This is a genomic window from Halorubrum sodomense (assembly GCF_900111935.1).
GTDB lineage: Archaea > Halobacteriota > Halobacteria > Halobacteriales > Haloferacaceae > Halorubrum > Halorubrum sodomense.
Genome location: NZ_FOYN01000003.1, coordinates 494,340 through 514,180, shown reverse-complemented (window position 1 = coordinate 514,180; position 19,841 = coordinate 494,340). Strand labels below are relative to the sequence as shown.

Sequence of the window (19,841 nt, the reverse complement as noted above, 5' to 3'; positions counted from 1 at the left end):
CGCGCGGTCAGTCCCGCCCGTCCTCTTGCGTCCGGTCAGGATCGCCGCGAGTACCGCACGAATCCGGGGACTGCGTCGTCGTCCCACGGCTCGTGAGCGACCGATAGGTCCGTCGGAGGCGTCGCACGCCCCGCCAAGCCGGGGCTCCGCCGAGCGACACCAGCAGGTAGACCCACGTCCGTCGCCGTCCCGGCTCGTGACGCAGCGAGCGCGCCAGCCAGCGGCGCGCCTCCCCGTAAAGCCCGTTCTCCATCGCGGTCGCACCGAGTTTCCGCGAGAGCGACGCGACGAGCATCCGCTCGCAGCCGGCGCCGTACTCCGCGGCCCGCTCCCGGTGCGCGTCGAGGAACCGCGGATAGGCGACGTCTCGAGCGGCCTCGAAGTCGTCGGTGAGCTGGTCGTACTCCCCGATCCCGCGCTGGACCAGTTTTTCGGGGACCGGTCTGAACTCCCCGTGCTCCGAGAGCCTGACGTACCACTCGCGGTCCTCCCAGATCGGGAGCCCCTCGTCGAACGCCCCGGCGTCGTCTATCGTCGCCCGCCGCACCATGACCGTCGACGTCGGGGCGCACGGGACCCCGCGGAGGAGCGCCTCGGTGACGTCGCCGGACAGCGAGGGAGAGCGTCCGCCGACGCGCTCGCCGTCCCGCACGGCGAACTGGCCCGTGTAGACGACGGCGACGCCGGGTTCGAACGCCGCCACCTGGCGCTCGGCCTTTTCGGGGAGCCACCTGTCGTCGTCGTCGAGGAACGCGACGTACTCCCCGCTCGCGGCCCGGATCCCGATGTTCCGGGCGGCCCCCGGGCCCTCGCCGTCGTCGCGGCGGTACGTCACCGGGCGGTCCCCGGCGCGGCGGCGCACGAGCGACTCGACCGGCTCGTCGGAGCCGTCGACGACGACGAGTTCGAGGTTCGGGTACGTCTGGGCCCGGACGCTGGCGAGCGCGTCAGCGAGCTTCGCCGGTCGATCGCGGGTTATCACGACCGCGCTCACTAGCGGTCGGTCCCGTGTCTCCATTGGGTGGACGTGCCCCGGCAGCGGTATTGTTAGGACGGTCGTTACCGGGGGTGCTCGCGTCGAGCCCCCCGTGACCGCGCGGCGGTCGGGCGTGACGCGGGTAGCCCCGGCGCGACGGGACGGTAACGCGTACATAACAATGCCCGAAACGAGGGTTTTTCGAGACGGAACACCGCACAATGTCCGCTCTCTCGTCGGTTCGTCGACTCCTCGTCCGCCTGACGCCGGGCGGCGATCTCACCGAACAGACGGTGAAAAGCGGTATCTGGGCCACGATCACCAATATCCTCGACCGCGGCCTCCAACTGCTGATGATCGCGATCCTCGCCCGGATGCTCACGCCGGCCGACTTCGGGCTGCTCGGTATCGCCCTGCTGACGCTGACGGCGTTCAAGCGCTTCTCCAACATCGGATTCGACCAGGCGCTCATCCAGAATGCGTCAGGCAACGTCGACGACTACCTCAACACCTACTGGAGCATCGAGATCCTCCGCGGCCTCCTGCTGGCCGGGATCCTCGCGCTCATCGCCCCGCTGGTCGCCGGATTCTTCGGGGAACCGCGCGCCACTCCGGTCCTCCGGGTCATCGCGCTCACGCCGCTGCTCCTCGGGCTGCGAAACCCCGGTATCGTCTACTTCAAGAAGAACCTCGAGTTCCACAAGCAGTTCGTCTACACGATGAGCGGATCGGTGACGAACTTCGCCGTCGCGCTCTCCGTCGCGCTCGCGACCCAGAGCGTCTGGGCGCTCGTGCTCGGCTACGTCGCCTCCGACGCCGCCCGCATGCTGGCGTCGTACGCCGTCCACGGCTACCGTCCGTGGCCGGACTTCGACGTCGAGATCGCCCGCGACCTCTTCGGGTTCGGGAAGTGGATCACCGGCTCCGAGAGCGTCTACTTCCTCATCAATCAGGGCGACGACGCGGTCATCGGCTGGCTGCTGTCGGCCGCGTCGCTCGGGCTGTATCAGGTCGCCTACCAGTTCGCCAAGGCGCCGGCGACGGAGATCTCGCAGATCATCTCGAGCGTCGCCTTCCCGGCGTACTCGAAGCTCCAGGACGACATCCCCGCCCTCCGGTCGGCGTTTTACCAAACCCTCCAGGTGACGATAGTGATCGCGTTTCCCGCCTCGGTCGGCATCGCGGTGGTGGCTCCGACCTTCGTCAAGGCAGTCTTCGGCACCGACTGGCTGCCGATGGTGCCGGTGATGCAACTGGTCGCGGTGTACGGGCTCCTCATCGCGCTCGGGTCGACGTACTCCCCGGTGTGGAAGGCCCTGGGGCGCCCAGACTACATGGTAAAACTCGGCGCCTTCCGGCTCGTGGTGACCGCGCTGATCATCGTCCCCGTCACCCGCGAGTTCGGCATCGTCGGCGCCGCCGCGGCCGTCCTCGGCGTCTACGTGTTCCCGGTGATGCCGATCGACGTGTACCTGGTGATCAAGTCGGTGGAGACGAGCCTCGGTCGGCTGCTCCGAGAGGTGTCGTACCCGGCCGTCGCGAGCCTCCTCATGGGTGGCGTCGTCCTCTGGTTACAGGCGACGCTGTCGCTCCCGTGGGTGTTCCTCGAGCTGCTCGTCCTCGTCGCGGCCGGGGGCGCGGTGTACGGGACCGCCGTCTTGGTGTTCGAGACGCAACTGAACTGGGGGCTACGGGAGACGCTCCGGAACTTCGCCGGCGCGATCTGACCGTCGAGCCCGCATCGTAGGCGGTTGATAACAAAGCCGACTACCGCCTAGTGTGGACCCATGCAGACACGGCGACTTCGCTTTCGCCACGAGGTCATCGACCCCGCTCCCCCGACGACGAAGCTCGGAATCTGTCTGACGACCGACCTCACCGGCAACGGTCGCCCGGACGTCATCGTCGGCGGGGCCGGCCCGGAGACGAAGCTGTTCGTGGGCGGCGGCCGCACCCGACTGCCGAGCCTAGAGGGGATCAAGCAGGTGGCGGGGCTCGCCGGGCCGACACTGTTCTGGTACGAGAACCCCGGGTGGGAGCGACACGCGATCGCCGACGTTCCCCAGCTGGGGGTCGGCTGCGCGCTCGGCGACGTCGACGGCGACGGCCGGGTCGACGTCCTCGCCGGACAGGGCATTCATTATAACGGGGTATACTGGTTCGAACAACCCCCGGACCCGCGGTCGCGGTGGGAGCCGCACCTGGTGACCGAGCGATTCGAGAAGTACCACGACCTCGCCTTCGGCGACGTGGACGACGACGGCGAGCCCGAGGTGGTCGGGCTGTCACAGCGGTCGGGGGTGGTGTTCTACTACGACATCCCCGACGGCCCGACCGGCGGGCCGTGGCCCGACGAGAACTGTCACGTCGTGGACGGCGACAGCGACGCCGAGGGCGTGTGGATCGGCGATGTCGACGGGGACGGTCGGACCGAACTCGTCGTCGGCACGGGCATCTATCGGCGCCGCGAGGGGACCCACGAGTGGGACCGCGAGCCGATCGTCACCGGCTGGGATGACGTCCGCGTCGCGGTCGGTGACGTCGACGGCGACGGCGAACACGAGGTCGTGCTGGCGGAGGGCGACTCCCCCACCTACGGCACCCACCCCGGTCGAGTAGGGTTGTTCGATCGGCAGGCCGACGGCTGGGCGGAGACCGTCATCGGCGAGGACCTGTTCTGTCCGCATACCCTCCAGCTCGCGGACTTCGACGGGAACGGGCGGCTCGACGTGTACGCGGCGGAGATGAGCCTCGGCGAGAACGAGACTCCGCGCCACTACCTGTTCACGAACGAGGGGGACGGTCGGTTCGAGCGGACCGTCGTCGCGGAGGGGGCCGAGACCCACGAGGCGAAGGCGGTCGACGTCTCGGGGACAGGCCTCCCGGACGTGGTCGGGAAGTCCTACACGCCGGACCACCACGTGGACATCTGGCACAACGAGGGGGGCGGCGACCGGTGACGCAGCGCGGATCGATCGGAACTCCGGCGACGGGGGCCGGACGCTGGGCGTGACTGAACGCGACGAGGACGGCAAGCGCCGGCGCGACCTCCTGCGCGGCGCCGCCTCGCTCGGGGTCGCCGGGATCATTGCCGGCTGCGGCTCCGACTCGGACCGGGCCGGCTCCGGATCACCCCGGGAACTGCGCGACGACCCCGCGGTGTACGCCGGGTTCCTCGACGCCAACGAGGTCGTCGCGATTCGCGAACGTGTCGAGGACGGTCAGGACCCGTGGAAGACGGCCTACGACGCCCAGATCAGGGACGCGAATCGAGCCCTGGCGGCGACGCCGAGGAGCGTCGTCGACGACGGGTCGCCCGCGGGCGTCGACGAGCATCGGTTCGCCACGGGCGAGGACCGCCCTGACTACCGGGCGGCCATCGAGATGGGAACGTGGGTCCGGGACCTGGGGATCGGCTACGTGTTCACCGGCCGAGAGCGGTTCGCGAGCAAGGCGATCCGGCTGCTCGATCACTGGTTTCTCGACCCCGAGACGCGGATGTACCCCTCCGGCCGGAACTTCGGCGAGACGTACTTCTCCATCGAACTTCACATCACGCTGCCGACGCTCATCTACGGGGCTGCGCTCGTCCGCGATTCCCCGCGGTGGTCGACCGTCGGGGCGGACCGCGAGGCGCTCCGCTCGTGGGTGGAGACGTACCTCGCGGACCTCGAGGACGGACGGGGGAAGCAGCGCTACACCGGCGTGGTCAAGAACAACATCTACGCCTGGTGGATCCTCGCGAGAGCGACCGCGGCGGCGTACCTCGACGACCGCGAGGCGCTGACGCGCGCGTTCGACGACTGGCGCGAGCACGGCTTCGACCAGCTCGAACCGAACGGCCTCCTGCGGCACGAGCGGCAGCGGGTCGACGGGCTGGAGTACTCGGTGTACGGGCTCAAGGCGCTCGCGTTCACCGCGGAGATAGCCCGGCACTACGGCGTCGACCTCTACGGTCACACGCTCCCCGAAGACGACGTGAGCGCGCTCCTACGGGCCTTCGAAGGCCTCTGTCCGTACGTCATCGACGCCGAGAAGTGGGAGTGGGGCACCGGCGAGAACGGATACACCGACGCGGACCGAACGGCGGCAGGGTCGGTGTACGAGCTCGCGTACTCCCGGTGGGACCGCTCAGAATTCCGCGAGGTGCTCGAGTCGATCGGACGACCGCTGTACGACCGGCGGATCCTCGGGTGGACAACGCTGACGCACGCCAGTCGCTTCGAGCTCGACGTCGACTGAGACCGCTCGCGAACCCCGTTTTCGAGGGTAAGGCCGTCTTACTCGGGTACGGCAGTCATAACAAATTTCGTCTTTCCCCAAACGAGGCTCAATGATTCGGACCGAGCGGCGTCGACGGGGGCGGTCGCGGTGAGCGACGACGGTAACCGCGCGTTCGTGTTGGGGCTTGACGGCGTCCCGTGGCCGCTCGTCCGGCCGTGGATCGAAGCTGGGGAGCTCCCCGCGTTCGCCGAGCTGATCGAGACGGGAGCCGCCGGTCCCCTCCGGAGCACGACGCCAGCGAACACGCCGGTCGCGTGGCCCTCCATCGCGACCGGTACCTGGCCCGACCGACACGGACTCTACGAGTTCATGAAACTGGGGAGCGATTACAGTCAGCGGCCCTACAACCGCGAGGACCTCCGACAGCCGCCGCTTTGGGAGCTGCTCTCGCCCGCCGTCGTCGCGAACGTGCCGATGACGTACCCGGCCGGCGGGGTCGGCGACGACGGAGCGATGGTCGCCGGAATGATGACGAGCTCGACCGACGCGGCGGGGTTCACGCAGCCGGCCCGGCTGGGCGAGGCGATCCGCGAAGAGATTCCCGACTACCGAGTCGGCCTCAGGTGGCACGAGTACGGCGAGGACCGGCGCGACGAGTTCCTCGCGGACTTCGCGTCGCTGTTCGAGGCGCGCCGCGAGCTGTTGCGGTCGCTCACGGAGCGGGAAGACTGGCGACTGTTCTTCTTCACCTTCACGGCGCCCGACAGGCTCCAGCATCTGATCTGGGACGAGGAGGTGATCCTGGAACACTACCGGGAGCTGGACGCGGTCCTCGCCGAGGTGATGACCTACTGCGACCGGCTGGGCGCGACGCTGTACGTCGTCTCCGACCACGGGTTCGGGCCGATATCGCGGGTCGTCAACGTCAACCGAGCGCTGGCGGACGCGGGACTGTTGACGCCGAAGCGCTCGACGGGGGCCCGGGGCGTGCTCTCGCGCGCCGGGGTGTCGAAGTCGACCGTGTTGAACGCGTTAGCACGGATCGGCATCGACGACGAGACGCTCGTCGAGCGGCTTCCGGCGTCGGTCGTCGACAGCGTCGCGCGGGCGGTGCCCGGCGACCACGCCCTCTACGACGTCGACTCCGCGCAGACGCGGGCGTTCCTCCACGGGCTCGGCAGCGTCTACGTCAACGACACGTCGCGGTTCGACGACGGGGCCGTCGCCCCCGGCGAGCGCGACCGAGTCAAGTCGGAGGTGATGTCCGCGCTCGCGGCGGTGACCGACCCCGAGACCGGAGAGCGGGTGCTCTCCGTCCGCGACGGCGACGACCTCAACCCCGAAGACGAGTTCGCGCCCGACGTGGTCGTTGAGGGCGTCGAGGGGTATCATGTCAAGCCCGGACTCGCCGACGAGACCGTCGTCGACGCTGACGGGATCGCCGGCTATCACCGGCCCGAGGGCGTCCTCTTCGCCCGCGGCCCCCCGATAGCCGCCGACATCGCGGTCGAAGGGGCGACGGTCGTCGACGTGGCGCCGACCCTGCTCCACGGGCTCGGCGAGCCCGTTCCCGCGGCCGCCCATGGCCGCGTGCTGACGGAGCTGTTCGAGCCCGGGTCGCCGCCGGCAACCCGGGATGTAGTCGAGCGGGACCACGCCTCCTCGGACGCGGCGACCGACGGTCCCGGGAGCGACGAAGCGGTCGAAGAGCGCCTTCGCGGCCTGGGTTACTTATGAACGCCGGCCGGGATGACGACCACCGTTCCGAGAGCGACGACGGTTCACCCGACGACGATGGCTCGGATCGGGGCGACGGTTCGCGTGGCGTCGGCGGCGGGCCCGGCTCCTGCGGCAGGCGCCCCTATCTCGGGGTCGTCGGTGCCGCGGTGGCCTCGGCGGCCGGCTGTCTCGGTCTGGGGTCGGACGGGGCGGCGAACGCCGCTCCCGACGATCCGGGCGCGGACGACGGGGCGTCGGACGACGGCCCCGACGGCGGGTCCGCGGACGAGCCCGACGACGGAGACCTCGGGACGCGTCACGGGATCGAGTTCGATCGGGTGCTGGACGCGGTCGACGACCTGGGACTGGACCCGAGCGGGAACGACCCGGTGAACGACCGCCTGGAAGACGCGCTCTCGGACGGGACGCTGGTGCGGTTCCCCCAGGGCGAGTACAGCTTCGACGGAGTGGTCGAGATCGACGCCGACCGCGTCGGCGTGCTCGGCGACGGCGACGCCCGGTTCGTTCTCCCGGCCGGCTACACGCGGCTCCTGTTCAACTACGACCCGGTGCCCGATGACGTGCTCATCGAGAACGTCGATGTCGACGTCCGCCCCGACGACACCACGACCGGGATCCGGCTGCGCTGCCGGAACCACTTCCACATCCAAGACGTCGAGTTCCTCGGCCGCGGGACGAGCGAATCGGACGGCGGAACGCCGAGCGCGTTCGCCCTCGCGGTCAACGACGAGGACGGACGGGGGGTGCTGCGGGACGCGGTGGCGAAGAAGGGCTCTCGCATCGACGGGTACAAGGGAGGGAACGGGCGGATCGGTGTCTGGGTCGGCTGGTCGAACAAGGGAACGGTCCGGATCGAGGGGTGTGACTTCCGCGAGTTCGGCAACAACGGCGTCTACGGCTCCCGGACGCCGGGAAACGTCGAGATCGTCGACTGCTACTTCCTCAACAACAACGCGACGAGCGCCCGCATCAGCGGCGCTGGGAGCTACGTCGAGAACTGCACGATCGAGATCGATCTCAGTCGCTACACCGGCGGCGCGGTGGACGCGTCGGATGAGTTCAACACGCGGGCGGTCGTCGTCGAACAGGGCGTCCAACGCGAGGGCGCGCCGCCGTTACCCGCGGGCGCGGAGATCCGCGACTGCACGATCCGTGCCCGGTCGTCGCCGCTGTCCCAGTCCGTCGTCGAACAGTCGCCGGTGGCGCGGAGTCTCGTCGTCCGCGACACGGAGATCCGATGCGACATCGACGGGACACCGGCGGTGCGCCGCGGCCCGGTAGGAGCGCTCCCCTACCGCCCGGACCGACGGCGCCCGCCGCCGCCACACTGGACGGAACTGCGGAACGTCACCGTCGACGGGGACGCGGCGGGCGGCGTCGCCGTCGACCTCAGACTGGCGCCCGGGTCGGCGGTGATCGACTGCGACATCGACTGTCCCGGGCGGGACCGAGACGGGGTGTTCCTGGATCACTCGCCGCGGAGCGCGGTGAGCGGGAGCGAGATCCGGACCGACGGTCACCCGATCGTCGTCGACGCCGACCTGACGACACCGCTCGACGATCACCTCCTGTGTCTCGGCGTCGAGACCGTCTTGGAGCGGTTCGGCGACGACGGGTCCGGCGTCGATCTCACCGCGGCCGTGCCCTTCCTCCGGACGCTCGGTCGCACCGCCGGGACCGAGCGCATCTGCCTCGGGCTCGGTCCGGCGGTGCCGTCCCTCCCGGACGCCGAGTCGGTCTCGAACTCGCTCCGGATCAGCGTCGACGCGCTGGACGGGGACGTGCCGATCGGACGGGTGCTGTACCGACCGTGAGGCTCGCCCCGCGGCTGCGCTCCGCGCGCCAGCCGAGCCCCGGATCGCGACTCGCGGCGATCTGGTCGTCGTCTGGATCGGTAAGCACGTCCTACGACCCGTTACTCACCGGTTATCGGATACGTCCTGTAAAATTATGAAAGTAATCTGTTCCTAACGTGAGATGAACCGTATCGCCACCAATCGGGCTTCATCTGGTAACCAATCCATCCCATCCGCACGCTTCCGGTCAGTTACTGGCGAAAACGAATATTATGGTGACCCCGGAACGCCGGGGCATGTCCAAAGAACGGGCACCCGACGACGAGTCAGTAGGAACCGATTATCGCGCCGATCGTCCGGTAGGCCGTGATTACGAGTCCGAAACAGGGGCCGACGACGAACGGGAGATCGAGACGGAGGGGGGTGACGACACGTCGCTGCTCGACCGGCGCGGCTACCTGAAGATGGCGGGCGTGGCCGCCGCCACGGTCGCCACCGTCTCGACGGGCGGCGCCGCCGCGGGGGGAACGACCCGCCACGGGATCGAGTTCGATCGGGTGCTGGACGCGGTCGACGACCTGGGACTGGACCCGAGCGGGAACGACCCGGTGAACGACCGCCTGGAAGACGCGCTCTCGGACGGGACGCTGGTGCGGTTCCCCCAGGGCGAGTACAGCTTCGACGGAGTGGTCGAGATCGACGCCGACCGCGTCGGCGTGCTCGGCGACGGCGACGTCCGGTTCGTTCCGCCGACCGGCTACTCCGGATTCCTGTTCAACTACGACCCGGTGCCCGACGACGTGCTCATCGAGAACGTCGACGTGGACATGCGGGCGGATGACACCACAACCGGGATCCGGCTGCGCTGCCGGAACCACTTCCACATCCAAGACGTCGAGTTCCTCGGCCGCGGGCTCACGGATAACTCCGGGCAGGTCAGCGCCTTCCTGCTCGGGATCACGAGCGAGAGCGGCCGCGGGGTGCTGCGGGACGCGGTGGCGAAGAAGGGCTCTCGCATCGACGGGTACGCGAGGGGTAACGGACGGATCGGTGTCTGGGTCGGCTGGTCGAACAAGGGAACGGTCCGGATCGAGGGGTGTGACTTCCGCGAGTTCGGCAACAACGGCACGTACACCTCCCGGACGCCCGGACAGGTCGAGATCGTCGACTGCTACTTCCTCAACAACAACGCCGCAAACGTCCGCATCGGCGGGGAGGGGAGTTACATCGAGAACTGTACGGTGGAAATCGACTTCGAGAAGTACACCGGACCGGCGCTCGGCGACATCTCGACCGGGTTCGGGATGCGCGGGATCCACATCGATCAGGGCGTTCAACTCGAGGGCGCCGAGTCGATCCCGGCGGGTGCGGAGGTCCGCGACTGCGAACTCGTCGGCGCGGACGCCCCGAACGGCATCGCGATGATCAACCTCTCGCCGCAGGGACGGAGCGTGCGCGTCGAGAACACCCGCGTCCGGGTAGACATCGACGACATGTGGGCCGTCCGGCGGGGCCGCCCCGGCGTCATCCCGTGGCGCGAGTGGCAGCGGACGCCACCGAAACCGCACTGGATCCGGATGGAGAACGTCAGCATCACCGGGTCGGCGTCGGGTCGAGAGGCGATCCGCCTCGTCGAGGCCGACGACTCGATCGTCCGGAACTGCTGTGTCCACCAGACGGGGTCGAGCCGCGACGGTGTCAACTTCGTGGACTCGAGCGGCGGCGTCGTCGAGGACTCCACCGTCGACGTGACCGGCAGGGAGGTCACCCTCGAGAACTCGACGGCGTCGAGCTCGTCGATAACCAAGGACGGGTCGTGTCCGTTCCCGAATCCGGAGGCGGCGTCCACGGACTCGACGGACGACACGGAGTCTACCGGCACGGAGGACTCGGCCGACGGCTCGACGTCGACCGCTCCCGACGGAACACAGGAGCTCGTCGTCGACGGCAGCCAAACCACCGACCGGCTCACGTACACGTTCACGGTGGACGGCAGCGTCGAGCCCGGGCCGCGAGCGAACGCCAGCGACGAGATCGACGGGACGACCGTCTCCGGGCAGGTCGAGGGCGGGATCGACTCCTTCTGGGTCTCCGGCGAGTTCACCGACTTCCAGGTCGACGGCAACCCCGAAGTCCGTCTGGACGGCGAGACGGTCGACCCGTCCGAGCTGGTCGTCTCGGAGACGACCGACTCGACCAGCGATTCAACCGACGGCACCGGCTCGACCGACGGGACGACTGACGACGGCGACTCGACCGGCGACACCGATTCCACCAGCGACACCGACTCGACGGTCGATGAGGCGAAGCTCGTCATCGACGGGGGCGTCACGTCCGACCGCGTCGAGTACACGTTCGCGGTGGACGGGAGCGTCGAGCCCGGCGCGCGAGCGAACGGGAGCGACGTGATCGACGGCTCGACCGTCACCGGCCACGTCGAGGGCGGAATCGATTCGTTCATCGTCACCGGTTCGTTCACCGACTTCCAACTCGGAGGCGACATCCCCGTTCGCCTGGACGGCGAGACGGTCGACCCCTCGGAGTTAGTGGACTCGACCGGCGACGACTCGACCGGCGACGGCTCGACCGGCGACGACACGATGTCCGACGGCTCTGCGACGGAGACGACGAAAGAGCGCAAACTCGTCGTCGACGGGAGCGGCACGTCCGACCGCGTCGAGTACGCGTTCGTGATGGACGGGAGCGTCGAGCCCGGGCCGCGAGCGAACGGGAGCGACGTGATCGACGGCTCGACCGTCACCGGCCACGTCGAGGGCGGGATCGACTCGTTCCTCGTCACCGGCGCGTTCACCGACTTCCAACTCGACGGCGACATCCCCGTTCGCCTGGACGGCGAGACGGTCGAGCCCTCGGAGCTGGGCGTCGAACCCGCCCGAACGGTCGAGGTCGACGGCAGCCAGACGGACGACCCGCTCGCGTACACGTTCACGGTGGACGGGAGCGTGACGGCCGGTGACGGCGCGACCGACGCGGACGTGACCGACGGTACGGTCACCGGACGCGCCGAGGGGGACACCAGCGCCTACGCGGTCACCGGTGCGTTCACGAACTTCCAGGTCGAGAGCGACCTCGTCGTCCGCGTGGACGGTGAGCCCGTCGACCCGTCGACCCTGAACGGTGGTCACGACCTGCCGCACGAGCTCGTCGTCGACGGCGACGGCGCCGAGGCGAGCTACCTCGTCGAGACGACCGGCTCGGTCGCGAAGCGCGACGGCGGCTGGGGCGCCGAGGCGTCGGACGCCGCGACGGGCGGCGTCGCCAGCGGGACCGTCGCGGAGGACCGCGACACGTTCGGTTTCTCCGGCGACGTCACGCGGCTACGGATCGACGGCGACGCGTCGCTCACCTTCCGGAGGTGAACTGATGGCGCCACGCCGCAGCCCTCTCGGAGAGCCGCCGCTCGGTCCGCGTCGACACCGTCCCGCAGGGAGCCTCGCGACGGGGAGCGACCGCACGGCGGAGGGAGCATGACGCGGAGTTCGCTCGAGGTCGAGTGGGAGGACCAGCCGGACGACCCGGGCAGCGAGGACCTCGGATACGATCTCGACGACTGGGAACAGATCCGGGCGACGGGGACCGAGTCGGAGAAGTTCCTGTACCTCCCGGACGACGAGGAGATGCTCCGAGAGGAGGCGTTCATCGTCGCCGAGCCGACGGCCGTCGCGGACCTGCTCGACAACAGATAGGGGCGACGAGGGATCGACCGATCTCCCGGTCGAAACCGGGTCGCGACACCGATCACGGGCGAAACGGCTAAGCCGTTGAGACACGAACACGAGCGGATGGCAGACTCTGGCGACTCGGCGAGGAATGCCGCGGAGTACCGACACGCCGACGGGTCGGTGGAGATCGTGTTCGCCGTCGACGACGGACGTGTCCTGACCGTCCGCGAGTACCCGGACGAGGAGACCTTCGAGTCGGAGACGGAGTCGGCGGCGTACGTCGGCCAACACGAGGGCGTCTCCGACCTACCGGGCGTCGAGGCGTTCGAGGAGACCGACGACTCCTGACGCGACGGCGACCGCGTCGGCGGTGACCCGGCCCGAGCGCGTCAGCGACTGGACGGTTTCTCGGCGCCCGTGTCCGTCGGCGACGCGAGTTCGAGCAGTTGCCCGTACGCCTTCGCGAGCGACGCGATGTAGCTCAACAGGAGGAACGCGACCTGCTGGCGGACGGGGAGGTCCGCCCAATTGCGCACCGACCGGCGCATGAAACTCGGCCGCGGCGGGAGGAAGGCGGCGGGGTTGAGCGCGGCGAGAACCGGCGGCCCGTAGCGCTCGGGGTAGTACCGCCGCAGCTGAGTTTTCCCGCGTCCGACCCGCCTAGACTTCCGGAGGAGCGCGCCGAGGGTCGTCCGGGTCGGGTGATACACCACGATGTCTGGGGTGTATCGGAGTTCGCGGCCGCTCGCCGCAACGCGGTTCCCGAACTCGACGTCCCCGCTCGACCGGAGCCGCGCGTCGAACCCGCCGACGTCCTCGAGGAGCGTCCGCGTGACGACCAGCGAACAGGTCGGCCCGAACGAGAGTTCCTCGACAAACCGCTGGACGTTGAGGTCCTTCAGCCGGTTGTACTTGGCCACCGTCCCTTCGTCGCCGGTCGTGAACAGCCGCACGTCGCAGGCGAGGTACGCCGCGTCCGTCAGGGCCATCTCCCGCGCGACGGCCTCGACCCACCCGGGATCGACGACCATGTCGGCGTCGACGAAGGCGACCACCGACCCCGTCGCGGCGGAGATACCGACGTTCCGGGCGGCGTACGAGCCCTGAACGTCGTCCTCGACGAACAACCGCAGCCCCTCGAACGTCTCGTCCCCGAGGTACTCGCGGACGACGTCGCGCGTCTCGTCCGTCGACCCGTTGTCCACGACGATCACCTCGTACCGGTCGGTGGTCGCGGTCTGTCGCCGGAGCGAGTCGAGCGTCGCCTCGATTCCGGCCGGGTCGTTGTACACCGGGATCACCACCGAGACGAACGGCAGTCCGTCACCCGATGCGTCGGTGCCGTCGCTCGCCTCGCCGAGGCGGGTCTCGCCGGTCGAGGGGCTGGGAGTGGGAGCCACAACGGGGTATCCGAGAGCGGCGGTATTGTTATGGGAATCGTACCGCCGCCCCCGCTCGACGCTCGTTCGAACGTCGCCCGTCGAATCGGCCCGCAGCCCGGCGGTTCGATTCGACCGCGTGCGGTAGGCGGTCTATACTCTTTGGTCGGGGGTGGCCTTCTCCGCTCGAAATGGTCTACGACGTCGCGGTCATCGGCACGGGCCCCGACCCCTCCGACCCCGACCGAGACGGATACGCGATGGGGTATCGTCACGGGCGCGCCTACGAGAGCAACGACGACTGCGAGCTCGTCGCGTGCGCGGACATCGTCCTCGAGAACGGACGGGCCTTCGCCCGCGAGTTCGACCTGCGCGAGGGAACCGTCTACGAGGACTACGAGACGATGCTCGACGCGGTCGAGCCGGACCTCGTGAGCGTCTGCGTGCCGCCGGGGATCCACGCCGCGATCGTCGAGGACTGCGCCGAGAGCGGGAACGTCTCGGCGATCCACTGCGAGAAACCGATGGCCGACACCTGGGGCGACTGTAAGTCGATGGTCCGGACCTGCGACCGGAACCGGGTCCAGCTCACCGTCAACCACCAGCGCCGGTTCGGCGCGCCGTTCCGGAGGGCCAAGGAGCTCCTCGACGACGGCGCGATCGGTTCGCTCACGCGGATCGAGTTCGCGGACGAGACGCTGTTCGACGCCGGGATCCACCAGGTCGACCTCTCCCGGTACTTCACCGACGGCGTCGACGTGGAGTGGGTGCTGGCGCAGGTCGACTACCGGGAGGAGAACCGGTGGTTCGGGACGCCGAACGCCACGCAGGCGCTCGTTCAGTGGCGCGACGCCGACGGGACGGTGGGGATCGCGACCACCGGCGAGTCGGCCCCGGAGGGGGCGTGTTACCTCCGGTTGGCCGGCACGGACGGCGCCATCGAACTCGGCGTCGACGGCGGACCGACGCTCCGCTACCGGACCGACGGCGGGACGTGGCAGTCGGTCGAGACGGACGGCGAGAACCTCCACGGCCTCGGTTTCCAGGGATACCTCGGCGCCGCGCTGCGCGGTGTGCGGGCGCGACTGCCGCTGGTCTCGACCGAGGTTCAGAAGCGACCGGTGTTCATCGAGCGGGCCATCGCGGACGCGGTCGAGGGGCTGAAGACGGGGTCGGAGCCCGAACTGTCCGGACGGGACGCGCTCCGGTCGACGGAGGTGGTCTTCGCCGCGTGGGAGTCGGCCAGACGGCGCGGGCGAGTCGACCTCCCGCTCGAAATCGAGGACAACCCGCTCGTCGCGATGATCGACACCGGGTGGCTCGGTCCCGCGGCCGACCGCGCGGCGTCCGCCGCCGACACCCCCGCGGACGGGTCCGACGACGGGTCGGCCGCCGAACGGTGACCCGTCCCCGATGACCCGACGCCACCTCGAGCGGGCGACCGAGCGCGGCGTCGTTGGGATGCGGAGCGAACCGCTTGACCTCGGTCCGGAGGCGCGGATCGGCGGGGTGAGAGACGGACGCCTCTACTGGACGCGCGGGCGGACGGTCGGCGTCTGGACGCGGTCCGAGGGAGGCGTCTCGCTCGGTACCCTCCCGACGCCGGGGGACGGGCGGCTTGACGCGGCCTTTCGCCTGCGACACGGCCGGTTCGCGAAGGTGGCCTTACGTCCCGTCGTCGGCTCGTGGACGACGACGAACCTCTGGCCGCTCCGCGACGGCACGCTGCTCGCGACAGTCGGGCGGCGGGTGTTCCGCTCCGGCGACTCCGGGCGGTCGTGGGCGCCGGTCCATCGGCTCCCCGACTCGTCGGGACCGATGGGCACGCTCCCGACCTCGGTCTGTCTCCACGGCGGCGACGTTTACCTCGCGGAGTACACGCTCGGGGACGACCCGGCTCGGATCCTCCGCAGCGATGACGACGGGCGGACGTGGGAGATTCGCGTCGAGACGACCGAAGTCCGTCACTTCCACGGCGTCTTCCACGACCCGTACCGGGACGCCCTGTGGGCGACGGCGGGCGACACCGACGACGAGAGCGCGGTCGGTCGCCTCGTCGACGGCGAGTTCGTCCGCGTCGGGAGCGGGAGCCAGCGGTGGCGGGCGGTCGGGCTCGCGTTCACGCCGACGGCCGTGCTGTGGGGGATGGACTGCTCGTACGCGGCGGACGTGGAGCTCCTTCGGCTGCGCCGCGACGGTCCCGCAGAGCCCGAAACGGTCGGACGTACGGACGCGTCGGCGTACTACGCGGCGACGCTGACGGTCGACGGTGACCTCTGGGTCGCCGTCGCGACGGCGGCAGAGATCGGCGATGACAGCACCGCGCCCGCGGGTCGGCGGAACCGCAGCGGCGACGCGGCGCGGGTGCTGGTCGCCTCCTCGTCGTCGTCGTACGAGACGTGGTACGAGCTGGCCGCGTTCCGCCGCCGCCGGCCGGTCGGTGAGCGCGTTCCGGGGGTCCCCACCGCGAGCGCGTACGTGTTCCTCGCCGCCGACGAGCGACTCGGACTGTTCGTTAACCCGTTCAACGCGCGGAGCGACGGCGGATCAGTGATGCGCGTCCCGCCCGAAGCGGTGTCCCGGGTCGCCGACGAAGCGCCCGCGGTGGACGCGTCGGCTCCCGACCGGTAGCGGGCGTCCTCGCCGCGGGCTCGACGGTCAAATCCGTGCGACGGGTCGTGTTCGACCGGCCCGGCGGGTGAGACCCGGGTACCGCCCGACCGGTCGCGCTACGGCGTCCCTACCCGTATTACTCTCTGAATTACAATGCGGCGGTGCGGTCACGCGCTCGCCCGCTTATGTCCAAGAGACACATGGAGCGAACCGTCGTACTGATCGCCGTCTGCTTGGTCGCAGCGGGCGGGATAGCCGCCGGCGTCTACGGGGCGAGCGCCCCCGTCTCGGACGCCGGTAACGGAACGGCGGTCGCCGACGAGCCGGACCGCGGACGGGCGTCGCCCGGGGACGTCCGGCGCCAGACCGAGGGGGGTCCCGCGGTGATCGAACCGGGCGAGACGGTGACCGGGACCCTGTCGGCGTTCCCGGTCTACGCGTTCGACATCGAGCCCGGCGAGCGGGCCACGATCGAGTTCTCGCTTGAGGAACCGACAGACACGTCGATGGTCTACACGGCGTCGGTTCGGGCCGAGATGCCCGACGGCAGTGTGGCCCCCGACAGCGCCGGTCTCGGCGTTCAGAGCGGGGAGACGGGGCGATTCAACGCGACGACGAAGGCGCCGGGCCGAGCGACGGTCAGAGTCGAGAGCACCACCGTCCGCGCCACCGGGACGTTCGAACTCTCGCTCGAGATAGCGCAGACCGCCGACGTGCCGGACGAGCCGAACGACGACCGGGAGAACGCGACGCGGCTCGAACTCACCGCCACCGACGCGGGACGCAACGCGACGGTCTCGGCTGACCTCGAGGGCGCCGACGTCGACTACTACGCGTTCACGCTCCCCGACTACGAGACGCCCGAGCAGCCGCGGTCGGTGACGGTCCCGGTCACCGTCACGGTCGACCGGGAGTCGGCGGACGGTGTCTCGGTGCTGAACGTGGACACCGCCCCCGCGGGGGAGCCGACCGACACCGCGACGCGGTACGTCGGCAGCGGGGCTCCCGCCACCATCCGGTTCAGCGCCGAGGAGAGCGAGTGGTACTTCGTCGCCGTGGCGGACGTAGCGGACAGCTCGGGGCCCTACGAGCTGAACGTGACCGTCGACGAGTCGGCGGTCACCGCGGAACCGGTGCCGGAAAACGGGACGCAGTCGCTCGACCAGATCTCACGAGTCGCGTACGGGATACCCTTCGACGAGTTGAGCGAGCCGACTGCTCGGCTCGTCCGGTCGGTCCACGACCGGCAGGACGCCGAGACGAAGCTCACGAAAGACGAGCTCTCGCGGATGCGCTACGAGATGCCCTTCTCGGAACTGAGCGGGGAGACGAAGGGAAAAATAACGACGCTCTATCGCGCCCAGTTCCCCGACGGTCCGCCGTAGGCGTCGGCGGGCGACTCGACGCCCGCGACGGGCGCAAACACGTGCGGCTTCAGGAGTCGAACTGCGCTCGGTACCGCTCGCGGATCGTCTCTTTTCGCTCCTCGTTAAGCGCCTCGTACTCGCTGTCGAACTCCGCCCTGGCCAGTTCGTCCCACGACTCGATCCGGTCGCCGTCGTCGGACTCGAACTGCTCGTCGAAGGCGGCCTCGATCTCCTGTTGGGTCTCGACGTCGATCGAGGTGAAATCGAAGTCGTCGTTCCGCTCGACGTCGAGGCCGAACTCCTGTCGCGCGATCTCCTCGCGGGTCAGGACCTCGGTGATCACGAGCCCGTCCGCGAACGGCTGCCGCTCGTAGATCTCGTCGACCTGCGACTGCGTCTCGCTGCTGACCTCGTCGTAGTCGAGCCCGTACTTCTCCTGGGTGATCACGTCCTTCGAGACCGTCTCGGTCTCGTCGTTCGACGAGGAAGATGACGACGACGAGGCGGACCCACCACCACCGCCCGAGTAGTAGTCCCGGACGACCACGACGCTGGTCGCGTTGGTGTCTCCGGTGTACACGCCGAAGACGTGCGTGCCGAGCAGGTCGTCGTCGGTGAACCGGTCGCTGTCGGCGGGAATCACGAACTCGACGGTCGTCCGCTCGCCCGGAGCGAGGGTCACGGTCCGGTTCCCGGTCACCGTCTCCGGGTCGTCGTCGCCGTTCAGATCGATGCGGTGTTCGACGGTCTCGTTCCCGGCCGCGTCGCCGATGTTCGACACCCGCGCGGTGAACTCGACGTCGCCGTCCACGTCGGCCGACTCCGGTCCGTCGACGTCGTCGACTTTGAAGAAGCTCTCGCGGACGCGGAGCGTCGCCGTGGCCGAGTCGTTCGCCGTCGCGACGGCGACCGAGTAGTTCCCGCGGGTGAGGTTCGCCGTCGCCGCCGCGAACTCGAACGTCCTCGTCTCGTTCCCGTCGAGCGTCACCGACCGGTTCCAGTCGAACGACTCGGCCGGGCCGTCGAGCCAGACCGTCTCCGTGCCGGGGACGTCGCCCGCGTTCGTCAGCGTCACCGACCCGTTGAACCGGTCGCCCCTGACGGCGTCGGTGGTCATCGTCGCTCCCGCGACGCGGAACGTCGCCGGGCGGAGGACGACGAGTACCCCCTCCCGAGCGCCATCTGCCGTTTCGATGCGGTACGCGTAGGTCCCCGGATCGAGCCCGTCGGTCCCGACCGAAAACCGCACGGTCGTGTCGGCTCCGGCCCCGAGTGTCGGCGCCCTCGTGGCGACGGCTTCCCCGACCTCGAACGCGCCGTCGCGGTCGCGGTCGAGGAGAAGATCAACGTTCCGCAGCCCGCGGAAGTCGCCGCGGTTGCGAACGGTCACGTCGACGGTCCCTAGATCGCCGCGAACGACCTCGCCCGCGCCGGCGTCGGAGAGGACGAACGCGGGCGGATCGAGGGTGACGTTGCCCGTCGCCAACGCCTCCGAGCCGTCGCTCAGCGTGAAGTTGTACCGTCCCGGTCTCAGCGCGTCCCTCGGGGCCGAGAGGGTGAGCCGGCGCGTCTCCCCGGCCGACAGGGTCACCGTCCGCTCGTCGACGGTGACGGCGGAGCCGCTCCCGCCTTCGACGACCAGGTCGTACGATCGCGTCGCGTTCGCGGCGTCGCTGTTGTTGAGCGTGGTCCGCACCTCGAAGGCGGTGTCGCCGGTGGTCGGCTTCACCGTCTCCGTGTCATCGACGGTCACCGACGCACCGCCTCCGAGATCCGCGACGGACGCGGCACCGACGGTCCCGCCGACGACGAGCAGCACCGCAGCCACCGCGTGGATACCGGTTATCTCCATACGTGAGTGTCCGCGAATGTCGACTTTGTTACGATGGGCATACCTCGGGAGAGCGGGCTCGAACAGGGGGAGCGGCGCGATAGCGATCCCCCGCTGGCGCGAGCCGAGTAACGCCGGGGGACAGGTGAGTAACGCCGGAGGCGAGGCGAGTAACGCGAGACGTGAGCCGCGTGCCCACTCCTTACTCCGTCGTCGGGTTCACGGCATTCTG

14 protein-coding genes are annotated in these 19,841 nt (G+C 69.6%); 11 read left to right on the top strand and 3 right to left on the bottom strand.

What is annotated here, in order from left to right:
• Window positions 1–7 precede the first annotated feature (7 nt).
• Window positions 8–1,018, bottom strand: coding sequence for a glycosyltransferase family 2 protein (locus tag BM286_RS11935; RefSeq protein ID WP_092922526.1), 1,011 nt, complete (start codon window positions 1,016–1,018; stop codon window positions 8–10).
• A gap of 179 nt (window positions 1,019–1,197) precedes the next feature.
• Between BM286_RS11935 and BM286_RS11930 the strand changes: the two genes are divergently transcribed.
• The 8 genes from BM286_RS11930 (at window position 1,198) to BM286_RS11895 (ending at window position 12,767) form a co-directional block, all read left to right on the top strand.
• Window positions 1,198–2,703: a lipopolysaccharide biosynthesis protein gene (locus BM286_RS11930; RefSeq protein ID WP_167603399.1), complete on the top strand. Its 1,506-nt coding sequence runs from the start codon at window positions 1,198–1,200 to the stop codon at window positions 2,701–2,703.
• Window positions 2,704–2,763: 60 nt separating this feature from the next.
• On the top strand, window positions 2,764–3,936 hold the full coding sequence (locus BM286_RS11925; protein ID WP_092922523.1) for an FG-GAP repeat domain-containing protein: 1,173 nt from the start codon (window positions 2,764–2,766) through the stop codon (window positions 3,934–3,936).
• Window positions 3,937–3,985: 49 nt separating this feature from the next.
• Window positions 3,986–5,218 (top strand): alginate lyase family protein, encoded by a 1,233-nt coding sequence (locus BM286_RS11920; protein ID WP_158293694.1) that lies wholly within the window; start codon window positions 3,986–3,988, stop codon window positions 5,216–5,218.
• Between the two features lie 129 nt (window positions 5,219–5,347).
• Window positions 5,348–6,937 (top strand): alkaline phosphatase family protein, encoded by a 1,590-nt coding sequence (locus BM286_RS11915; protein WP_092922517.1) that lies wholly within the window; start codon window positions 5,348–5,350, stop codon window positions 6,935–6,937.
• 149 nt (window positions 6,938–7,086) lie between these two features.
• Entirely contained in the window at window positions 7,087–8,754 is a 1,668-nt protein-coding gene (locus BM286_RS11910; RefSeq protein ID WP_167603397.1) for a right-handed parallel beta-helix repeat-containing protein, read from the top strand.
• Between the two features lie 278 nt (window positions 8,755–9,032).
• Entirely contained in the window at window positions 9,033–12,116 is a 3,084-nt protein-coding gene (locus BM286_RS11905) for an autotransporter outer membrane beta-barrel domain-containing protein (protein ID WP_245779352.1), read from the top strand.
• Window positions 12,117–12,224: 108 nt separating this feature from the next.
• Complete coding sequence (locus BM286_RS11900; protein ID WP_092922511.1) at window positions 12,225–12,443, top strand: hypothetical protein; 219 nt, start codon at window positions 12,225–12,227, stop codon at window positions 12,441–12,443.
• Window positions 12,444–12,539: 96 nt separating this feature from the next.
• On the top strand, window positions 12,540–12,767 hold the full coding sequence (locus tag BM286_RS11895) for a hypothetical protein (RefSeq protein ID WP_092922508.1): 228 nt from the start codon (window positions 12,540–12,542) through the stop codon (window positions 12,765–12,767).
• A 41-nt stretch (window positions 12,768–12,808) separates the two neighbouring features.
• On the opposite strand, the gene BM286_RS11890 is transcribed toward BM286_RS11895, so the two are convergent.
• Window positions 12,809–13,819, bottom strand: a complete 1,011-nt coding sequence (locus BM286_RS11890; RefSeq protein ID WP_092922505.1) for a glycosyltransferase — start codon at window positions 13,817–13,819, stop codon at window positions 12,809–12,811.
• Window positions 13,820–13,989: 170 nt separating this feature from the next.
• Here BM286_RS11890 and BM286_RS11885 point away from each other — a divergent pair, with 170 nt between their 5' ends.
• The 3 genes from BM286_RS11885 (at window position 13,990) to BM286_RS11875 (ending at window position 17,796) form a co-directional block, all read left to right on the top strand.
• The gene (locus BM286_RS11885) at window positions 13,990–15,201 is read left to right on the top strand and encodes a Gfo/Idh/MocA family protein (protein ID WP_092922502.1); all 1,212 of its coding nucleotides are present in this window, start codon (window positions 13,990–13,992) and stop codon (window positions 15,199–15,201) included.
• Between the two features lie 10 nt (window positions 15,202–15,211).
• The gene (locus BM286_RS11880; protein WP_092922499.1) at window positions 15,212–16,429 is read left to right on the top strand and encodes a WD40/YVTN/BNR-like repeat-containing protein; all 1,218 of its coding nucleotides are present in this window, start codon (window positions 15,212–15,214) and stop codon (window positions 16,427–16,429) included.
• A gap of 182 nt (window positions 16,430–16,611) precedes the next feature.
• Window positions 16,612–17,796 carry a hypothetical protein gene (locus BM286_RS11875; protein ID WP_092922496.1) on the top strand — a complete coding sequence of 395 codons (1,185 nt, stop codon included), beginning with the start codon at window positions 16,612–16,614 and terminating at the stop codon, window positions 17,794–17,796.
• A gap of 49 nt (window positions 17,797–17,845) precedes the next feature.
• Here the strand turns inward: BM286_RS11875 and BM286_RS11870 are convergent, their stop codons facing one another.
• On the bottom strand, window positions 17,846–19,630 hold the full coding sequence (locus BM286_RS11870) for a hypothetical protein (protein WP_092922493.1): 1,785 nt from the start codon (window positions 19,628–19,630) through the stop codon (window positions 17,846–17,848).
• Window positions 19,631–19,841: the final 211 nt, after the last annotated feature.

Excerpts from the sequence above, each read along its gene's own strand:
- BM286_RS11935 (WP_092922526.1), bottom strand. The coding sequence starts at position 1,018 with ATGGAGACACGGGACCGACCGCTAGTGAGCGCGGTCGTGATAACCCGC.
- BM286_RS11930 (WP_167603399.1), top strand. The coding sequence starts at position 1,198 with ATGTCCGCTCTCTCGTCGGTTCGTCGACTCCTCGTCCGCCTGACGCCG.
- BM286_RS11925 (WP_092922523.1), top strand. The coding sequence starts at position 2,764 with ATGCAGACACGGCGACTTCGCTTTCGCCACGAGGTCATCGACCCCGCT.
- BM286_RS11905 (WP_245779352.1), top strand. The coding sequence starts at position 9,033 with ATGTCCAAAGAACGGGCACCCGACGACGAGTCAGTAGGAACCGATTAT.
- BM286_RS11900 (WP_092922511.1), top strand. The coding sequence starts at position 12,225 with ATGACGCGGAGTTCGCTCGAGGTCGAGTGGGAGGACCAGCCGGACGAC.
- BM286_RS11895 (WP_092922508.1), top strand. The coding sequence starts at position 12,540 with ATGGCAGACTCTGGCGACTCGGCGAGGAATGCCGCGGAGTACCGACAC.
- BM286_RS11885 (WP_092922502.1), top strand. The coding sequence starts at position 13,990 with ATGGTCTACGACGTCGCGGTCATCGGCACGGGCCCCGACCCCTCCGAC.
- BM286_RS11880 (WP_092922499.1), top strand. The coding sequence starts at position 15,212 with ATGACCCGACGCCACCTCGAGCGGGCGACCGAGCGCGGCGTCGTTGGG.
- BM286_RS11875 (WP_092922496.1), top strand. The coding sequence starts at position 16,612 with ATGGAGCGAACCGTCGTACTGATCGCCGTCTGCTTGGTCGCAGCGGGC.
- BM286_RS11870 (WP_092922493.1), bottom strand. The coding sequence starts at position 19,630 with ATGGAGATAACCGGTATCCACGCGGTGGCTGCGGTGCTGCTCGTCGTC.